Below are 19080 nucleotides of genomic sequence, written 5' to 3'. Positions count from 1 at the left end.
TCAAAGCCAGACGTCGGTCCACGTTAGTTCGTTACCCACGATTATCGGTTCCGGAGTAGACGTAAAGAGTTCCCTGAACGAATTCATCGGAACCTCCGTTTCTACACCGGTCCCGGTCGCAACGTGTTGGTATTTAGAACCCGGAACGTACAACCGCACTGTCGAGCCGATGTTATAACTCCGAATCGGATACGAATACGATGTGATCCGTATCTCGTCGGAATTTGTAGGGTTCTGCGGATTCGGGTCAACGTGATACATCGTCGGAATTCCGTTCTCGCATTGACTCAACGTCACACCGGGGTCCCCCAGAACCACGTAGTCCCCGCCCAACGACGTGTACTCGCGGACGATGGTCATCGCGTGGCCGATGCTGAATCCGTGGTGGAACAATCGCGCCAACGTCTCGCCGACCTCCATCGCGCCGGAGTTCCAGAGGTCGGCCAGGCTCACGACCGCCGCGCGGGCACCCGCCGCCACCAGTTCGGCCCCCTGGTCGTGGGACCGACAGCCGTTCAGTAGGACCGTCTTCGCGCCCGTGGCGTCGAGAGTCCCGGCGTCGAGGATGCCGTCCACACACTGGAAGCCGAGGCCGTCGATGTGGCCGATGAAGTGGAACATGTCGCTGTCGCGGGCCAGCAGGTCGCGGAGTTCGGCGGTCGTCACGCCGAACTCGCAGGTGACCTCGGTGCGAAGGTCCTCGCGGGTGCCGTATATCTCCGCGGTCGAGTCGAGTTCCTCGCGCATCTCCTCGTCGTTGCAGACCACCGTGATTTCGACCCTGCCGTCCTCGGAGGTCGTGCGGTCGTGCTCGAACGCCGGCTTGAGGAGCTTGGTCCCCTCGATGGGGGTGCGGTCGCCGACCCACGCCTGTTCGAGCGCGTCGACGTCCGGCAGCGGGATGTACCCGCCTTCGCCGGGCACGCCGCGGGCCGAGTCGGCCGACCCGTCGTCGCTGGACTCGTGGTCGCCCGGTCGGTCGCGGCCCGATTGCTCGGGCTCGCCTTCGAGCTCGCCGCTCCGACGGAACGACCCGCGTGGCCGAGCCGACCGGAGGAAGTCGTCCCCGCCCGCGCTCGCGCTCCTGACGAACGAGTCGACCACGTCCCCGGTCTTGCGCTGGCTCTCGGTCGGCGACCACGGGTCGCGGTCGGCCGGCTCGACCGCCACCAGCGAGAGGTCGTTGACCACGTACGGCAGGAGTTCGACCGTCTCGGGGTCGGGCCGGACGTGGGTGACCCGGTGCCACGGCGACTCGATGGCGGCGACCGCCTCGTCGGACACCGACAGGTACGCCGCGAGCCGGTCGGCCGGAGGCGCGTCGTACAGCCCCGCGAGGTCGCGGTCGACGCGGGATTCGAGCACGTCGCGCTCGTGGAGGTCGTCGGGGTACAGCCCCTCGGTCCGGACCACGCAATCGAGGAAGAACACGCGCTTGAGCAGCGACTCGACCGACTCGCCGACCGCTCGGACGTCCGCACCAAGCGAGCGGTCGACGCCCGAGGCGGCCGTCAGGCGGGCGGTCTCGCCGGGCACCACGTCCGCGCCGAGGTAGTACGCCAGCGGCGCGACCGCGTAGACGTGGCCGTACTCGGCGGGAATCGAGACGGTGACGCCGGTGTCGGGCGCGTCGAGGCCGTCGGGGACCGAGAGCTCGTCGCCGCGGGCTATCTCGGGCGGGTGGCCGCGCAGGGTCGGCCACGCCCGCTCGGGCGAGGCCGTCTTGAGCGCCGACCCGAACGTCGATACCGCGGTCATCATCGCCTCCGGGTCGTCGGGCACCGTAACCGTCGCGGCGGGCGCGCTGTGGTACGACCGCGCGCCCACCTCGACCGCGACCGTCCCGTCGAACTCGATACCGACCTCGTCGCCGGTCGTGTCGACGGACATCCCGCCTGTGACTCGGAGGTAGAGCTTGATGGGCGAGTGGAGTTCGAGCAGGTACTCGTCGGCGGGGAACTCCCGGACGGTCGGCAGGTCGACCGACGTCCGGTGGTCGCCGTCGGGCGTCCGCACCTCCATGGGGACCATGTACGGGAGCGCGATGCGGCCGCACCGAATCTCGCAGGCCGTCGCGACCGGGAAGGCGAATCGGTCGACGTCGCCGCCGCTCGGGTCGACCGGCGCGTCGGTGTACAGCGAGAAGTGTCGTGTCTCGATGGGGTCGACGACGTCGAGACCGGCGTGCTCGGGCAAGGGCGCGAACGTCGGATGAGTGGACATGGGAATGACGACCCCGGAACCTGTACGTGTTGGTCACAGTCCGACGTTAAAAATCCTCGGTCGAAGGGTGGAACGAACCTCGTCGTCCGGTCCCTCAGCCGCCGTCGCGTCGGTCTCGGCGACCGCTCGGTCTCACTCGCCTTCGGTTCCGCCGGTCCCGGTTCCCGCCCCGTCCCCGCCGTCGACGCGCTCCATCTCGGGCGTCCCGGCCGGCACGCGGTACTCGCGGAGGAGGTCGGCCCCGCCCGGCGCGTCCGTGGTCCGGTCGACCGCGTACGCCGAGTACACGGTCTCGTCCCGGCTCACTGCCACCGTGGCGTACCCCCAGTGGCTGCTGTCGAACCACTCGACGTGGGGGTTGACCGCCTGCAGTCCCGCGACGACGGTGTCCGAGTCGGGCAGGTCGCCCATCGAGACGAGGTTGTCGCTGCTGACCGCCGGAGCCATGAACTCCACGCCCACGCGGTCGCCGGTCCCCGTCGCCCCGTCGCCCGTCGACCCCAGCCCGTAGTCGGTCAGCAGGTACCCCGCGAGGTAGCTGTGCATGTCGCCGGTGAGCGCGACCACGTTCTCGACGTCCGCATCGGCGAGGGCCGCGGTGATGCGCTGGCGCTCCTCGCGGTAGCCGTCCCACGCGTCGGCGTTGACCCTGACCTCCGCGTCGGAGACGAACCGGAACGCCGACGCCAGCACCTCGTTCCCCCACAGCGTCCACCGGGCGTCCGAGCCGGTCATCCCCTCCAGGAGCCACTCGCGCTGGTCGCTCCCGAGCATCGTCCGGCCGGGCTCCTCGGCCGCGGTCTCGACCGACGCTGCCGGTCCGGCGTCGCCGGCGGCCGGCGGCGTCGACCGGTAGAGCCGCTGGTCGGTCAGGAACAGTTCCGCGAGGTCGCCGAACCGGAGCGACCGATAGAGCCGGACGTCCTCGTGGAGCGCGTCGGGGTCGAGTTCGTCGTCCCCGCCCGGGTCGTAGCGTATCCGCGCCGGAACGTACTCGGTGTACGCCCGGATGCCGTCGACGTACAGGTCGCGCATGAACTCCGGGTCGTCGCCGCGGGGATGGGTCGCGCTCGCCGGGGCGTCGGCGTCGTAGTCCCACCACCGGTCGTCGACGATTTCGTGGTCGTCCCAGACGTGTATCATCGTGTGGGACCTGAGCGCGCGCCGGAGGTCGGCGTCCGACCGATACGTCCGGTAGAGGTGGCGGTAGTCCGCCAGATCGCGGGCGTGCTCGTCCCCGCTGGGCAGGTCGATGGACCGGTCACCGACGCCCTCGCCGCCGGTCTCGTAGATGAAGTCCCCGAGGTGGAGCAGGAAGTCGGCCTCTTCCTCGGCCACGCGGGCGAACGCCCCGAAGTAGCCGTGGCGGTAGTTGTTGCACGACGCGACCGCCAGCCGGAGCGACTCGGGGCTGGCGTCGGCCTCGGGCAGGGTCCGACACCGGCCGACCTCGCTGGCGTCGCCGTCGTAGACGAACCGATAGAAGTAGCGACCGTCCGGCCCGAGTTCGCCGTCTACGTCGACCGTCGCGGTGTGGTCGCGGTCCGGGCCGAACGCCTCGGGCGGAACGGTTCCGCGATACGTCGTCCGGTCGAACGACTCGTCTTCGGCCACCTCGACGCCGAGTTCGGTCTCGCCGTCGTAGGCGTCGGGAGCGACGCGGGTCCACAGCAACACCCCGGCCGGCGTCGGGCCGCCGCTGGCGACCGACAGGGGGAACGTCGAGGCGTCGTCGGTCCGCTCGACCGCGAGGGCCTCGGCGGTCGCGTCCGGGTCCAGACGCGCGGCGGTCACGTCTCCCGCCCCAAGCGCCGACAGCGCGCCGCCGAGGGTGGCCGCGCCAGCCGCCGCCAGCACGCTCCGCCGGGAGGGGTCGTCCTCGCGCGTCGCGTCGCCGCCCTCGGCGCGGGAAGTGACGCGGCCGTCCGGACCGTCGCCGGAGCTCGGTTCGTCGGAGCTGGTCGACGCGCGCGTTCCGTCGGGGTCCTCTGGCACGCGTCAGGTCACGCCGTAGACGTGCATATATTCCCCGGCCAGGAGGGACTCGCCCGGCAGGTCGGTCGCGGAGCGACCCGGTCGAGACGCCGGGACCCGAGCTACCCGAGCAGGTCGCGGTAGTCGGGGTGGACCCACGCGTACTCGACGTCGCTCAGGCCCTCCCGGGCGTCGGCGTTCCGGGCGAGCGTCTCGGCCTCGGCCTGTCGGACGCCCTCGGCGTCGAACGGGATGGCCGAGACGAACACGCCCTCGTAGTGGTAGACCACGCGGTCGCCGCCCGATTCGAGGCCGACCAGCGAGTAGGCCCCGTTCGCCCGCCGGAGAGCGCTCGCGGCCATCAGGTAGACGTCCGCGCCGCCCCGCTCGCGGGCGATGGCCGCACAGAGCTGGTCGAAGACTTCGGTCCGGCCGGTGGCGTGGGCTGAACTGGCCATGGGGTGACCTCGCGTCGGGAGCCTAAAGGGGTCGGCCAAGCGCGGTGAAACTGAAAGTGGCCGGGTCGGCTGTGGCGGGAGCCGTCGCTCGCAGCGCCAGTATTGCCAGCATCTGGAGTTTGATGTCGCTCCGCGGTGACGCCGGGAACGCAGACCTGACCGACAGTCAGTGTCTGTCATCCCGGGCTGGTATCCCGATATCACTACCCCCAAACTGGTTCCGGAGCGAATCCGTCCCGGCGAACGCCCACAGCCAAAGCGCCCAAATCCGCGCGCGCCGAGTACCGACCGTGTTTCCCGAGGAGATCGAGACCGAGCGGCTCCGCCTCCGTCGTCTCTGTCGGGCCAACGTCCCGCCGAGGCGGCTCTACCGTCACATGCGGGCCGACGCGCCCGACATGGGCGAGATCAGCGAGTACGTCATGTGGGACCCCCACGAGAGCCCGCAGGACACCCGCGAGTACCTCGGCGAGGTCGAGCGCCAGTGGGACGACCGCGAGCAGGCGACCTACGCCGTCCTGGTCCGCGAGCGCGAACTGGCCGACGGCGGCGCGACCCGCATCGGGAGACCGACCAGCGAGGCCGACTCGGGCTCGCTCGAACTCGCCGGCACGACCAACCTCCACGTCGACTGGGAGCGCGGGTCGGCCGAACTCGGCATCTGGCTCCGCAAACCGTTCTGGGGCCGGGGCTACTCCGGCGAGCGCGCGGCGGCGCTGCTTGCGGTGGCGTTCGACCGTCTCGACCTCGATGTCGTGGGCGCGTCCCATCAGGACGGCAACGACCGGTCGCGGCGCGCCATCGAGAAGTACGTGACGGCGTTCGGCGGCGAGTACGACGGCCTGCTCCGCGACTTCGTCCCGGCCGACGGGGAGGGCCGGGACCTCCATCGGTACACGGTCACCCGCGAGCAGTACCGGGACGCGGTCGCGGACGACGGCGAGGACCCCGTGAAATAGGCGCGCCGATGGGTTCTCCGTCGGTCGTCGCGCGCTGGCTCGACGGACGCGGATTGTCCGTCGGCGTCTCGTCGAACGACGTGGGGCGCGGCTCGTGGGAGCGTGCCTCCACGGCGCGGCCGCGGTGCAGTTGCGGATGCGGGTGTGGGTGTGGTTGCGGTTTCTCCGATGCCACGGCAGTAGGTAGCTCCGAACGAGTGTCGAGGAGATGATGGCCCTGCGAGCCACGTCACGAACTGCGAACCACGTCACGAGGTACGACGCCGCGAACCACACTGCTACGAGTTACTTCCGGGAGCCGGGCCACCGCGAGAAGCGAACTGTCGCTCGGCCCGAGGAAAACCGCAGGGCACCGCAACCGCGTGTCTGACCGCACGACACCGCAACCGCACGGCACCCGCAAACTGCACCGCTCACACGGGTTCGAGGCGCGACGAGTCGCCTAGTCGTCGGCCTCGCTCGCGGACGCAGTGGCCGTCCCGGAGGGCGCGACGGCCTCACCCGAAGACGCCGGGTCGGCCGCGGCTCGAAACCGCTCGGGGAGGTGGCCTCGAAGCGCCCGCGGGACCAGCGGAACGAGGCGCTCGGCCAGTCCGGCCAGCGACTTCCGCGCCAGGACGTACGCCGTCGAGACCGCCAGGACGGCGGCGACGAACACCTGCACCGGGCGGTCGTACACCGCGAACGCGGGCGCGCCGAGCGCGACCGCGACCAGCAGGTCCTCGGGCGCGCCGTCGTACCGAATCCACCGCCGGGGACCGAGCCACCGGCCCCGGAAGTGGTCGTACACCGCGCGCTCGGAAGTGGCCCGCCACGGCTTGAGCTCCAGGCCGCCGCCGAGCACGTCCGACAGCGAGTGGGCCGCCGCCCCGACCAGAAAGCACGCCAGCGCGACGGTGGCCGGCCTCGGGGCGAAGGCGGCGACCGCGACGGCCGGGAGCGCGGCGGCGCTGAAGTACACCGGGTAGTGGAGCGTCCGACGGTGGCCCGCGTACAGGTCGAGGTCGGGGAACACGCTCCCCGCGACCGACGCGACCAGCGCGGCCGTCCCGAACTCGGGGGCGACTGCGAGCGTCGCGGCCGCCAGCGCGACCCCGAACAGGGCGTGGGTGGTCGCCATCATGGTATGCCGGATAGTCGCCGAGAGTATAAATCCGTGGCGCACGGACGGTCGGAATCCGAGGGCCAAAACGGCTCCGGACGCAAGGCCAACCCGTGCCGACGCGAGACCTCTCACAGCCCCTGGACGCCGACGCGACCGTCTATCCGGGCGACCCCGCGGTCGAACTCGCCCCCGCCGCGACCCACGAGACCGACGGCTACCGCGTGACCGAACTCCGACTCGGGAGCCACGCCGGCACCCACGTCGACGCGCCGAGCCACACCGAACCCGACGGCAGGGACCTCGACGCGTTCGACCCGGAGGAATTCGTCTTCGACGCGCGGCTCGTGGACTGCTCGGACGCGAGCGCCCGGGAAGCCATCGAGCCGGCGGAACTGCCCGCCGACCCCGACGCCGAGTTGCTCGCGGTCCGGACCGGCTGGAGCGACCGCTGGGGCACCGAGCGCTACGTCGACCACCCGTACCTGAGCGAGCGGGCGGCGGCCCACTGCGCCGACCGAGGCGTCCACGTCGGCCTCGACGCGCTGAGTCCCGACCCCACCCCGAGCGGGCCCGCGCCCGAAAGCGGCGACGAGCCGACGGGCGTCCCGGCCCACCGCGAACTGCTCGGGAGCGGGCTGTTCGTCGTCGAGAACCTGACGGGGCTGGCCGACCTCCCCGAGCGGTTCGAGCTCCGGGCGTACCCGCTCGCGCTTGCCCGGGCCGACGGCTCGCCGGTCAGGGCCGTGGCGGTGTGGTGAGCCGTCGAGTGTGACCCCTGTCGAGCCGACCGGCGCGTCAGTGCGACGACGGCAGGACGTCCTTCACGGGGTAGAGCTCCTCGCGGATGCCCTCCGCGTCGCAGTCGTCGCTCGGACACCGATAGTACCAGCCGTCGTCGGTCGCTTCGGACGCCCGGAATCGCTCGCCGCACCGACCGCAGAACAGCAGCGAGTCGAAGTCGTCGTCGGCTCGCGAGAGGCCCGCGTCGTCGGTGCCGGCCTCGCGGCTCTGCAGGAGTTGGTTCATACAGAGGCTACCCCGGCCTACTACAAAAGCCCCATCGTTTTTCCCGCTCGAGCCGAGCGCGGCCGTCGACGCCCGCGAACGACGGCCGGACGGTGGGTCACCGCTCGCGCAGGTACCACGCGACGCCGAGCGCGGCGAGGACCACGAGCCCGCCGGCGAAAAACAGCAGTCCCGGCGGCAGGGTGGCGGCCGCGTCGCCGGCCGCGTCGACGGTCGTCGGCTCGACCGCGTCGGTCGCGGCTCGCGTGGTCTCGACGAGGTCGGTCGCCGCGTCGCCGCCCGCGTCGGCAACCGTCCGGGTCGTCTCGACGGCCTCCTCGACGGTCGTGGGCTCGGCCGCGTCCTCGGCTCCGGTCGGTTGGGCGGCCTCCTCGACGGTCGTGGGCTCGGCGGTCTCCTCGGTCACGTCGAAGATGCCCACGTCGTCGGACTCCGTGGGCGCTGGCGTCGCGGTCTCGGTCGCGTCGGCGTTCGGCCCGGCCCCGTTTGCGCCCGGAGAATCGGTCGCGACCTCCTCGCTCGCGTTGGTCCCAGCGCCGTCGCCGCCGCCCGTCGCGCCGCTCGCGCTCGTGGTCGTGGCGCCCCCCTGGCTCGCGGCCGTCTCGGTCGCCGCGTCGCCGGCTCCGCCGCCGCCGGCGTCGCCGCTGTTGCCCATCGCCAGACTCGGGAGCAGCGAGCCCTCGCTGGCGAACCGCTGGACGACGAGACTCGACAGCGCCAACACGCCGAGCCCGCCCAGCAGCCGGGAGAGCGCGTCCTCGAGCCCCGACGTCTCGTCGTCGCTCCCGGCGAACACGACCAGCGGTTTCGCGGCCGGGGCGTACACCGTCATCTCGCGGCCCTTCTCGGAGTAGACGGTGTCGACGCCCTCCACGAGGTCGGCGTCTGTCAGCTTCTCGAGGTGGTACCGGACGTTCTGGATGGAGGTGTCTATCTCGTCGGCGAGCGCGGAGGGCGTCGCGGGCTCGTCGTACAGCGCCGCGAGCAGGTCCCGGGCGGTCTCGGACTGGAGGGCCGCGAGCAGGTCGTCGGCGTCGTCGCTGTCCACGCCGATGACTCGCGGTGCCCCGTCCTCGCCGGCGGCCGGGTCGGGGCTGGAGGGCAGCAGGTCGGCCATACGGACACGTTTGCCCCACCCGAACCATAACGTTGTCCCTGCCGCGTCATCGGATTCGGTGGCAGTCGAGACGCCGGGGGATAGAGCGGACGCCGGCCCGGCTACAGCAGGGTGCCGTGTTCGTCTATCTCGCCGCGGGCGATGCGGGTCGAGGAGATGCGCTCGCCGTCGTCGGCTCGGACGTGGGGCACGACGATGGCGTCGAGGCGGGCCAGCCCGCGCTCGGCCCGCCGCCGGTTGATGTCGACCAGTTCGTCGTCGGTCTCGGGCGAGACGACCAGCGCGTCGAGCGCCGGGTCCTCGTCCGCGAAGCCGTGCTCGTCGTCGACCGCGCGTATCTCGACGTTCCGACCCCACTCGTCGAGGTCCGCGACCGCCTCGCGGAGGACCCGCTCGCGCTCGGCGTAGCCCGGGACCGACCGGTCGCGGGTCGACGTGGCGAACTCGTCGGTGGTGAGCCCGACCACCACCCCGTCGTCGCCCGCCCGCAGGGCCTCGCGGAGCATCGCCCGGTGGCCGTCGTGTAGCGGTCCGAACGTTCCGGCGACGGCGACGCGCATACCCGTCCTTGGCGGACCAGCGCCATAGGTCTGGTGCGAATCAGAGCGTCCGGACCGACTCGGGCGAGACGGTCAGCCCCCGGTCTCGTAGCGCCACCCCGCGAGGTCGGACACCGCCCCGTCGCGGTCGACGGCGCGCGCGCCCAGCGGGCACCCCGCGCTCGGCGCGTGGTCGAGCGTCGCGGCGTCGCTCCGGCCGGAGACGGTCGCGACCGCGACGACGTAGTCACACTGGCTCTCCCACCAGACCACGCGGTCGAGCGCGCCCTCTGGGTCGGCGGCGCTCACCTCGAAGGTCCGGCGCTCGGGCGAGTCCCGGGAGACCGGAATCGGGCCGTCGGGGGCCACCAGTTCGACCGTGGGAGCGGTGTTGCCCTCCGGACCCACCTCGACCGTCCACTCGGTCGACCCGATGGACTGCCCGCGTCCGCCCGACTCGTCGCGCTCGTAGGCCTCGACCGTCACCTCGTGGGTCCCCGTCGATTCGAACGGATACGTGGTGGCGGTTCGGCCCCGACCGCCCGTCTGGCCGTGGAACGCGCCCGGCGCGACGTACTCCCGTCCGTCGACGTACCAGTCGGTGTCGAGGTGGCGGTTCGGATAGCCGGGCGCGGCGGCCTCGAAGAGTACGGTCGTGCCGGGCGTCGCGGTGATTTCCGCGTCGGGGGCCGCTCGAACCAACCCCGGGTCCGAGCCCCCGGAGTCGGGCGTCACCGGCGAGCCGTTCAGCGAGACCGACGCCGGGCCGGCGAGTTCGAACCGCGTCACCTCGCCGGTGAACTCGAACGTGTCGCCCCCGCGCTCGGGCCCGACGTGGCCCCACGCCCGATACCCCGCCACGTCATCGTCGTCGTCGACCTGCTCGACCGAGCCGGTGACCGCGAACTCGTAGGCCGCGACCCCGCCGCCGTCGCTCTCGATGCGGAGCTCGTTCGTCCCCGAGTCGGGGTCGAGGTTCGCGCTCGTGAGGGTTCCGTCCGGTTGCGGGAACCCGGCGGTCCGAGTCCGGGTTCCGCCCCGGTAGAGCGTCGCCGGCCCCGCGAGGACGACCGCGTCGAGGTCGCCGGTGTACTGGAACCTGTCGGTGTCCCGGTCGGGACCGACGTGACCCCACGCTCGATTGCCGTCGACGTGGTCGCCGTCGCCGACCTGCTGGAGCGACCCCGTCACCGTGAACTCGTACGCTGCGACGCCCCCGCCGTCGCTCTCGATGCGGAGTTCGTTCGAAAGTTGCGGTCCTGCCCGGGTCGATGGACCGAGCGCGAGCACACTCCCGACCGCCGCCCCGGTCTGGAGGACCCACCGCCGCGAATGCATTTTCCCCATAGCCGACACCACGATGCGCCACGGGAAAGCGTTTGGTCCCGAGTGACCGTTCCATTCGGCGACGCGACGACCGCATGCGAGCCCGACGATGGCGCTACAGGGAGTCTCGCCGCGCGAGCGAGGGCTTTCGAGGGATGAGCCACATCGGGGCCCACGGTCACGCGGTCGCTACACAGCGCCACGGGACCGGCCGGCTCACCGGAGGTGGGACTCGAACGCCGCCGCCACTTTCCGGAGGGTGCGCCGCCACGTCGCCCGCCGGGCGAAGACGTGGTTCTCGTCGGGGAAGTACTCGGCCTCGTAGTCGTTGTCGTGTTCGAGCATCCCTTCGACCACCACGTCGAGCTGTTCGAAGTTGACGTAGGCGTCGTCGGTCCCGTGGAAGTTGTACAGCGGTGCCTCGTAGTTCTCGAAGTGGGTCCGTGGACTCGCGGCGTCCCACTCCTCGCCCGCCTCCCAGGGCGAGCCGCCGAGCAACACCGACTGGGACGACTCGATGGCGGGGAACTTGGTCTCGTGGGCCCACTCCTCGTAGCACTGGAGGTCGGCCAGTCCGGCGAGGTTGATGCCGACGTCGAACGCCTCGGGACGGGTGCCGAGCAGCTGGAGTGTGGCGTACCCGCCGTACGAGAGCCCCCAGATGCCGACCGAATCCGAGGTGTACGGCCGGTCCCGGAGATACGCGGCTCCGGCCGCCACGTCCGCCATCTCGACCCGGCCGTAGCCGTCGGCCAGCGCCTGCCGGAACGCCTTCCCGTAGCCGATGCCGCCCCGGTAGTTGACCAGCAGACCGACGTACCCCCGATGGGCGAGGTACTGGTGGAACGCGTAGGCGAGCCCGTACGCCCGGGAGGGGTGCCAGCCGTCCCGCATCTGTCGCATCGGCCCGCCGTGGACCCACACCACGGCCGGCAAGTCGGTCGCCCCATCGGCCACGGCGTCGGTCTCGCGAGGGTCGAACAGATAGCCCCTGATCTCAGTCCCGTCGTCGCTCTCGAAGCCGACCGGTTCGGGCGGAACGGGGGCGACCGGCCAGTCGTCGACTCCCGACTCGAGTATCCGGACGGCTGAGTCCGTCTCGGCGTCCGCATCCGAGACCGACGCCAGCCGGAGCTCGGGCGAGCGCTCGCGGTCGGCGTGGACGTAGGCCAGTCGGTCGCCCGACGGCGACGGCCGCGGATACACGTTGGTCCCCGACGAGGTGACCAGGGGCGTGACTTCTCCGGACGGGACGTCGACGGCGAACACGTGGCGCTGACCCGCCTCCCGGCGGTTCGACGCGAACGCCAGCGTCCGGTCGTCGACCCACTGGGGCGACGAGCCCGCCACCCCTTTGTCCTCGAACGCCCCGGCCGTCAGCTGGCGGCGGTCGCCCGTGTCGGCCTCGACGAGGTGGACGTGCTCCCAGCCGTCCAGCGGGAGCGCGAGCGCGAGCCGGGACCCGTCGGGCGAGACGGTCGGCGCGCCGGTCGAGACCACACCCTGGTCGTCGGTCTCGCGCACCAGGACGGTCCGATCGCCGGTCTCGGGAGCGACCGCGACGACCGACCGGACGGTCCGACGCTCCGCGATGCGCTCGAAGACGAGCCGGCCGTCCGCGAGCCAGGCCGGATTGTACGAGGAGGCGGGGGCGTCGGTCCGCCACACGAGGTTGCCCGTCCGTGGGTCGACAACCCCGACCTGTCGGGCCTCCCGGTCGGTGAACGAGAACGCGAGACCACCCTCGGCCCCCCACGTCAGCATGCGCTCGCCCGGCAGGAACGTGTCGTGGCTGGGCAGGTCGAACGTCCGCTCGAGGCCGCTGTCGACATCCCGTACCGCCACCCGGCCGTCGCGATAGAAGGCCACCATGTCGCCGTCGGGCGACCACTCGTGGTGGGCCTCGCCCTCGGGCGACTGCGCGACGAGTTCCAGCGACCGGTCGGCGGCGTCGCCCCGGTAGGTCTCGCCCGCGTCAGTCGTGACGACGAACGCGGCGGGGCGAGCCTCGGGAGCCCACTCGAACGCGGTGACGTGGCCCTCCCCCGGCGAGACGCGCCGTGGTTCGGAGTCCAGTGAATCCGTGTCCGCGACGTACAGCGCGCTCCCGTCGTCCTCGTAGACCAGCGCGGCCAAAAACCGGCCGTCGGCGGACCACTCGGGCGCGCTCGGATACTCGAGGTCGAGCACGTCGGATATCGAAAGGTCAGTCATCGGGACGACCCCCGACCTGTGACGTTCCCGTCGAACTCTCGGGCGAACGGTGTCATCTGCTCGGAGAGTGGCTCCGCCGGGGTGTTAAGTGTTGACTCACCGGCAGACGAGACGCGCGGGGACGTCGGCGCATCCGCGCGAGTCGGGCGTTCGAACGCTCCTCGATAGCCGACGAGCGGCCCACCACGGCGACCGCCCCGACAACAGGCGTGGCGAAATCGAAAGCGTGCGGGAGGACGACGGTTATGCGCTCCGGTTCACCAGCCACGCGTACACCGCGTCGCCGATCTCGGCGATAGCGTCGCTGCCGTCTCGCCCGTGCTCGAGACGGTCGGCGAACACCGCGAACACCAGCGGCGAGTCGTTCGAGTCAGGGTCCGAGACGTATCCCGTGTCGAGCGCGGCGGTCGGGATGCTCCCGGTCTTGTGGGCGATCGGCGTCTCGAAGGGGAGGTACCGCGGGAACGACGTCGCGTGCTTCTGTTCTTCGAGCGGAACGACCAGCCGGTCGTAGGCGGCCGACGAGAGGGTCGCCTCGTGGAGAACGTCCGCGAAAAACCGTGCGCAGTCGGCTGGCGTCGTCGCGTTCGCGGGTTCGCCCTCGGGCCACTCGCGCGTCACGTCGAGGTCGTTGTCGCCGAGCGTCGCCATCAACTTCCGGCGCAGGCGGGTGTCGGCCATACCGAGGTCGCGGGCCGACTGCTCGATGCGCTCGATTCCGACCTCGTCGATGAGTTCGTTGGTGGCGGCGTTGTCGCTGATGGCGATCATCGCCCGCGCGAGGTCCTGGAGGGACGGTCGGGTCTCCGAGAGCAGGTGAAAGAGGCCGCTCCCCGCGACCCGGTTCTCGGGCGCGATTTCGCGCGGGCGGTCGAGACCCCCGAGACGCCCGTCGTACTTCTCGTAGAGGGCGTAGAGGACGGGGAGCTTGATGACGCTGGCGCTGGAGAACGTCTCGGCGGCGCGCGAGCGGTAGACGACCTCGAAGTCGTCCGGGCCGCGCGGGAACCCGAGGAAGACCCCGAGTCGGCCATCGAGCTTCCGGGCGTAGTTGTCGACGTAGTCGGCGAGGTCGGCGTCGGTTTCGAACGTCGGTCGGTCCGGCCTCATCCGTGTCGGACCTCCTCGCGTGCGGGGAATTCGGTCCGGAGTGCCTCGGCGAGCACCGTGACCGTTTGATTCACGTCGGCGAGCGAGACGGTTTCGACTGGCGAGTGTGTGTACCGACACGGGACCCCGATAGCTCCCGCGTGCCGACCGCCGCGGACGCGCTGGAACTCGGTCGCGTCAGTCGTGCCGCTCAGCAACACCGCGTGCTGGACCGCCGCGTCGCTGGTGTCGGCGGCGGCGGTGAGCCACTCGAACGTTTGGCGGTCCACCAGCACGCCGCCGAACAGGTACTCGGAGGTGCCGTCGCCAAACTCCACCACCGGCCCCTCGCCGACCGCGACCGTCGGGTCGGCCGGGTCCCCGGCCGGGAAGTCGTCGGCCGGAAAGACCTCGACTGCGAGGGCCACGTCGGGGTCGACCGAGAATCCGGCAGCCCGCGCCCCCCGGAGGCCGACCTCCTCCTGGACGGTCGCGACGTAGTGGACGGTTGCGTCGACGTCTTCGGTCCGTGCCACCGCGAGGAGCGTCGCCAGCGCGATTCGGTCGTCGAGCGCCCGCCCAGCAATGCGGTCGTTGGCGAGCCGGGTCACCTCGCGGTCCCACGTGGCGTGGTCGCCGGGTCGGACGTTCAGGTCGGCGACGTCGTCGGGGGACGTCGCTCCCACGTCGATGACGAGGTCGTCGGCGAGCGACTCTTTCTCCGATTCGTTCATGTAGTGGCGCGACTTGGGGCCGATTACGCCGGGAACCGCGTCGGGGCCGACCACGACCTGCTGGCCGGGGAGGTTGCCCTTGTAGTGGCCGCCGAGCATCCGGTATTCGAGGAATCCGTCCTCGGTGACCTCGTCGACGAGCAAGGCGAGTTCGTCGGTATGGGCCGCGAGCAGTATCTCGGGCGCGCTCGAATCACCTTCGCTGGTGGCGATCACGTTGCCCATCTCGTCGACCGCAAGCGAGTCGACGTGCGGTTCGACGAGGTCGGCGAACACGTTCGCGACCGGATACTCGTCGCCCGGTGGCCCGCGTGCGGCGACGAGTCGCTCGAGTTCCTCGAAGTCGACCGTGGAATCGTCGGACATGTCGTGACACGTTCTACTGGAACGGAATAATCCCACGGGAACGACCCACATACTTCCGGAACCGAAGAAGCGTGGGTCGCCTCCGAACGCGGCGGCTGTTCCCCGCCAGCCGTCCAGAGCGGTCCCCGAAAGGCGATTTCGATGCGCGGTCGGGGTTCAACGCGACGAATCCCGGTCGGACGTCACCGTCCATGCTAGGCCAACCGTTTTTACTGACCTACCCCTTCCGCTGACCTATGGACCTCTCCGCGCGAAAAGCTCGCCTCCTCGACCACTCGGACAGAGTAGCGCAGTTCGGGACACCGCTGTACGTCTTCTGGGAGGCCGATCTCCGTCGCAACTACCGGGAGGTTCGGTCGGCGCTCGACGACCACTATCCCGACTCCACAGTCCACTTCGCGGTGAAGGCCAACTACAACCTCGGCGTGTTGTCGGTGCTTCGCGACGAGGGCTGTCACGCCGAGGCGTACGCCCGATGCGAACTCTCGGCGACGCAGGCGGCGGGGTTCGACCCCGAGAACGTGCTGTTGACCGGGATGAACCGACCCCTCGAGGACGTCGAGCGGGCGCTGTCGCTGGGCGTCGAATACTTCCTCGTGGACAACGAAACCGAATTGGCGAACATCCGGGAGGCCGCAGACCGGACGGATTCCGGACCGAAGGTGCTGATTCGCGGAAATCCCGCGATGGAAGTGCCGACCCACCCGGAGGTCGCGACCGCGACCCGCGAGAGCAAGTTCGGGCTGGACATCGAGTCCGGGCGCGCGCTCTCGGTCGCGCGGGACGCCGTCGACGCCGAGAATCTGACCCTCGCAGGCGTTCAGCTGCACGTCGGGAGCCAGATTCGCGGCGTCGAACCCTACGAGGTGGCGGCCCGCGAGATGCTCGCGTTCGCGGCCGAGGTGCGCGACGAGACCGGCGTCGAGATAGACGTACTCGACCTCGGCGGCGGCTTCCCGGTGCCCTACGACGAGGACGTTCCCGACACCGAGGCCATCGTCGCGGCGATGGCCGACGCGGTGCGGGCGGCCGCGACCGACCACGACCTCTCGGAACCCGAGTTGTTCGTCGAACCCGGTCGCCGACTGGTCGGCAACGCCGGAACCCTGCTCGCGGAGGTGGGCGTGGTGAAGGAAACGCCCCACTCGACGTTCGCCGTGCTCGACGCCGGAACGAACGCGGTGTCTTCCTACTGGCCCTACCCCATCTACGCCGCCTCGTCCGGGGAATCGACCGCGACGTACGACGTGGCCGGACCGCTCTGTTACACCGGCGACGTGATTCAGGAGGGGGTCTCGCTCCCCGAACTCGACCCGGGCGACGTGCTCGCCGTCGACCGCATCGGGGCGTACTCGCTCGGAAGCGCGAGCCACACCAACGCCGAGCCCAAACCGCCGGTCGTGCTGGTGCGCGAGTCCGGTGATGTGGACCTGATTCGCGAAGGCGAGACCTGCGAGGACGTCCTCGGCGACGACCTGGTTCCTGGGGACCTCGGCGAGGGGTGAGAAACCGACCTCGCGGAGCGAAAGCGTTGAGTCGAGGACACACGAAACGGTAGCAAGATGCGACGACTGCCGACGTCGAGCGGAGCCTTCGACGACGAGGAAAGCAGCTGGACCGCCGGACTTGTCCCCGACGCGGTGGTGCTGCGCGGCCTCTCAGTCGAGGTCCGGGGTCCCGATAGGATGGCGCTCGGCGAGCCCACCCGATTCCGGATCGCCATCCGGAATCGGCTCCCCCTGCCGGTCTCGGTCACGCTCCCGACGAGTCGGTTGTGGGGATGGCAGGTAGACGGGGTCCCCGAGGCCGACGAGCGCGGATACGACGCGCCGGACGCGAACCGAACGGTCGTCTTCGCCCGCGGCGAGCGGAAGGTTTTCGAGGCCGCGTGGGACGGCCGCATCCGGCGTTCGAGCGTCGACGGGGACGTCTGGACGGACCAGGAGGGGCCGTGTGAGTTCACCGGCTACCTCGCGGCCGACGACTGGGAACGCCGGGGACTGTACGACCGAACCGAGGTCGTCGTGGAGGAATAATCCGGAAACTGAGGGCGGTAGCCTGGGCTCGGCCGGGCGAGAAGCCGGGCACCGGATTGATGGCTAGTATGATAGGGCCCACTTATTTACCACCTTTCGACTTGCTATCGGGTGACACGGTCGCGCAGGACCGTACGACCAATCATGTCCGACGAATATTCGACAATCGACCGGCGTCGCTTCTTGGCGACGTCAGGTCTTCTGGGCGGGACGCTGCTCGCAGGTTGTTCCGGGAGCAACACGGACGAACAGGCTACGACTACCACCGCTGGAGACACCGACGACACCGGCGGTTCGACGACGGGCGACCAGTCGGACGGGGGGACAACGGACCAGTCGGAGGCCCCGCTCGGCGGCACCTTCATCGACTCGACCGCGGAGGACGCTCCGACGCTCGACCCGCGGATGAACGAACTCGCGTGGGTGAACAGCTTCCTCCCGTACGTGTTCGACACCCTGTACGTCATGAGTCCGGACGGGTCGGAGTTCGTGCCCCACCTCGCCGCCGACCAGCCACAGCAGGAAGACGAGACCACGTTCGTCATCCCGATACGCGACGACGTGACGTTCCACGACGGGGAGGACCTCACCGCCGAAGACGTCGCCTATACCATCAACTGGATTCTCGAGCCCGACAACGCTTCGCCGAACCGGGCGAACCTCGACTTCATCGACGAGGTGGAGGCGACCGGCGACTACGAGGTGACGTTCAACCTCAGCTACCCGTTCGCGCTGTTCCAGCTGAACCTAACTGACATGAACGCCCCGGTCGTCCCCAAGCACATCGCCGAAGAGCAGGGTCCGGAGGCGTTCGGCGAGAACCCCATCGGCTCGGGGCCGTTCCAGTTCGAGAGCCAGGAGTCCTCGTCGCACGTCGAACTGACGCGCTACGACGACTACTTCCTACAGCAGCCAAACCTCGACGCCGTCCGGATGCGCATCATCCCCGAGGCGCAGGTCCAGTTCGTCGAACTGGCGTCCGGCGGGGTTCACGAGGCGAACGTCCCCAAGGACCTCCTCGGGCGGGCCCGGTCCGAGGACGGCATCGAGATGTCCCGCGTCCCCGAGTTCGACTACAACGGGCTCCTGTTCAACACGATGCGGGAACCGTTCGACGACGTGCAGGTGCGCGAGGCGATGCAGTATCTCGTCGACTACGACGAGATACTCAACGCGACCGCGGGCGACCTCGGCGAGCGGAACTACGGGTTCATGCCCCAGGAGGTCAACGAGAGCTGGGACTTCCCGTGGGAGGAGTGGCGCGACGAGTTCTACCCCGAGCAGGACTACGAGCAGGCTCAGTCGCTCCTCGACGACGCCGGTTACGGGGACGGGTACGGCGAGACCATCACCATCTCGTCGCTCGCCAGCTCGAAGTTCAAAAACATGGCCATCGTCCTGCAGGACGAACTCAGCGAAATCGGCTGGGACGCCGAGGTCCGCGAGGTGACGACCGGCCAGTGGCTCGACCAGCTCGACACCGGCGACTTCGACGTGAACATCTACGGCTGGTCGGGCGGACAGGACCCCGACGGGTTCTTCTACTACCTGTTCCGGGACCTCCGCAACGACGAGGGCGGACTCGACGATGGCGTCGCGGGCAACGCTTCCGCGAGCTTCCTCTACCAGTCCGAGGACAGCGAGGAACTCCAGAGAATCGACGAGCAAATCCGGGAGGCCCGGCAGGTCATCGACCAGGACGAGCGCCGGGAGATATACATCGACATCGCCGAGTCCCTCCAGGGGATGTACCCCCACATCCCGGCGTTCTCCGAGGCGGGCGCGGTTGCGTGGAGTACGAGCGTCCAGGACTACGAGCCGTCCGCGTTCGAGGCCCAACCGCTCTGCAACCAGTGGTCGAACTCCTACATCGAGGAGTAACGGTCAACCATCCGCGTTTTAGTTATCACATTG

The 19080-nt window shown here is 70.1% G+C and carries 16 protein-coding genes; 5 read left to right on the top strand and 11 right to left on the bottom strand.

The annotated features are described in order from the left end of the window. From EPL03_RS15635 to EPL03_RS15625, 3 genes are all read right to left on the bottom strand, one after another. The gene (locus tag EPL03_RS15635; RefSeq protein WP_135830264.1) at positions 1–2223 is read right to left on the bottom strand and encodes a hypothetical protein; all 2223 of its coding nucleotides are present in this window, start codon (positions 2221–2223) and stop codon (positions 1–3) included. Between the two features lie 132 nt (positions 2224–2355). Continuing rightward, the gene (locus EPL03_RS15630) at positions 2356–4218 is read right to left on the bottom strand and encodes an alkaline phosphatase D family protein (RefSeq protein ID WP_210425014.1); all 1863 of its coding nucleotides are present in this window, start codon (positions 4216–4218) and stop codon (positions 2356–2358) included. A gap of 101 nt (positions 4219–4319) precedes the next feature. Next, a complete protein-coding gene (locus tag EPL03_RS15625) occupies positions 4320–4655 on the bottom strand; it encodes a hypothetical protein (protein ID WP_135830263.1) in 336 nt (111 codons plus the stop codon). Between the two features lie 290 nt (positions 4656–4945). Here EPL03_RS15625 and EPL03_RS15620 point away from each other — a divergent pair, with 290 nt between their 5' ends. Then, entirely contained in the window at positions 4946–5614 is a 669-nt protein-coding gene (locus tag EPL03_RS15620) for a GNAT family N-acetyltransferase (RefSeq protein ID WP_135830262.1), read from the top strand. 442 nt (positions 5615–6056) lie between these two features. On the opposite strand, the gene EPL03_RS15615 is transcribed toward EPL03_RS15620, so the two are convergent. Then, positions 6057–6737, bottom strand: coding sequence for a metal-dependent hydrolase (locus EPL03_RS15615; RefSeq protein ID WP_244605287.1), 681 nt, complete (start codon positions 6735–6737; stop codon positions 6057–6059). A 92-nt stretch (positions 6738–6829) separates the two neighbouring features. Here EPL03_RS15615 and EPL03_RS15610 point away from each other — a divergent pair, with 92 nt between their 5' ends. Then, entirely contained in the window at positions 6830–7477 is a 648-nt protein-coding gene (locus EPL03_RS15610; RefSeq protein ID WP_135830261.1) for a cyclase family protein, read from the top strand. A gap of 37 nt (positions 7478–7514) precedes the next feature. On the opposite strand, the gene EPL03_RS15605 is transcribed toward EPL03_RS15610, so the two are convergent. The 7 genes from EPL03_RS15605 to EPL03_RS15575 all read right to left on the bottom strand — a co-directional run bounded on the left by EPL03_RS15605 (position 7515) and on the right by EPL03_RS15575 (position 15130). After that, complete coding sequence (locus EPL03_RS15605) at positions 7515–7745, bottom strand: recombinase zinc ribbon domain-containing protein (protein ID WP_135830260.1); 231 nt, start codon at positions 7743–7745, stop codon at positions 7515–7517. Between the two features lie 97 nt (positions 7746–7842). After that, positions 7843–8862 carry an ArsR/SmtB family transcription factor gene (locus tag EPL03_RS15600; RefSeq protein ID WP_135830259.1) on the bottom strand — a complete coding sequence of 340 codons (1020 nt, stop codon included), beginning with the start codon at positions 8860–8862 and terminating at the stop codon, positions 7843–7845. Positions 8863–8963: 101 nt separating this feature from the next. After that, positions 8964–9422 (bottom strand): phosphopantetheine adenylyltransferase, encoded by a 459-nt coding sequence (locus tag EPL03_RS15595; protein ID WP_135830258.1) that lies wholly within the window; start codon positions 9420–9422, stop codon positions 8964–8966. Between the two features lie 72 nt (positions 9423–9494). Next, the gene (locus EPL03_RS15590) at positions 9495–10748 is read right to left on the bottom strand and encodes a hypothetical protein (protein ID WP_135830257.1); all 1254 of its coding nucleotides are present in this window, start codon (positions 10746–10748) and stop codon (positions 9495–9497) included. Between the two features lie 195 nt (positions 10749–10943). Then, the gene (locus tag EPL03_RS15585; RefSeq protein WP_135830256.1) at positions 10944–12941 is read right to left on the bottom strand and encodes a S9 family peptidase; all 1998 of its coding nucleotides are present in this window, start codon (positions 12939–12941) and stop codon (positions 10944–10946) included. A 243-nt stretch (positions 12942–13184) separates the two neighbouring features. After that, a complete protein-coding gene (locus EPL03_RS15580) occupies positions 13185–14051 on the bottom strand; it encodes a serine hydrolase (RefSeq protein ID WP_135830255.1) in 867 nt (288 codons plus the stop codon). Continuing rightward, a complete protein-coding gene (locus EPL03_RS15575) occupies positions 14048–15130 on the bottom strand; it encodes a M42 family metallopeptidase (protein ID WP_135830254.1) in 1083 nt (360 codons plus the stop codon). Before EPL03_RS15575 ends, EPL03_RS15580 begins: the two co-directional genes overlap by 4 nt. 236 nt (positions 15131–15366) lie before the next feature. On the opposite strand from EPL03_RS15575, the gene lysA reads away from it, so the two are divergent. From lysA to EPL03_RS15560, 3 genes are all read left to right on the top strand, one after another. Next, a complete protein-coding gene (lysA, locus tag EPL03_RS15570) occupies positions 15367–16635 on the top strand; it encodes a diaminopimelate decarboxylase (protein WP_135830253.1) in 1269 nt (422 codons plus the stop codon). 57 nt (positions 16636–16692) lie between these two features. After that, positions 16693–17166 carry a hypothetical protein gene (locus EPL03_RS15565; protein WP_135830252.1) on the top strand — a complete coding sequence of 158 codons (474 nt, stop codon included), beginning with the start codon at positions 16693–16695 and terminating at the stop codon, positions 17164–17166. 183 nt (positions 17167–17349) lie between these two features. Next, a complete protein-coding gene (locus EPL03_RS15560; protein ID WP_244605286.1) occupies positions 17350–19047 on the top strand; it encodes an ABC transporter substrate-binding protein in 1698 nt (565 codons plus the stop codon). The last annotated feature ends 33 nt before the right edge of the window (positions 19048–19080 follow it).

The sequence above is a fragment of the Halorussus halobius genome (genome assembly GCF_004765805.1).
Classification (GTDB): domain Archaea; phylum Halobacteriota; class Halobacteria; order Halobacteriales; family Haladaptataceae; genus Halorussus; species Halorussus halobius.
This window is presented reverse-complemented; position numbering and strand designations above follow the sequence as displayed.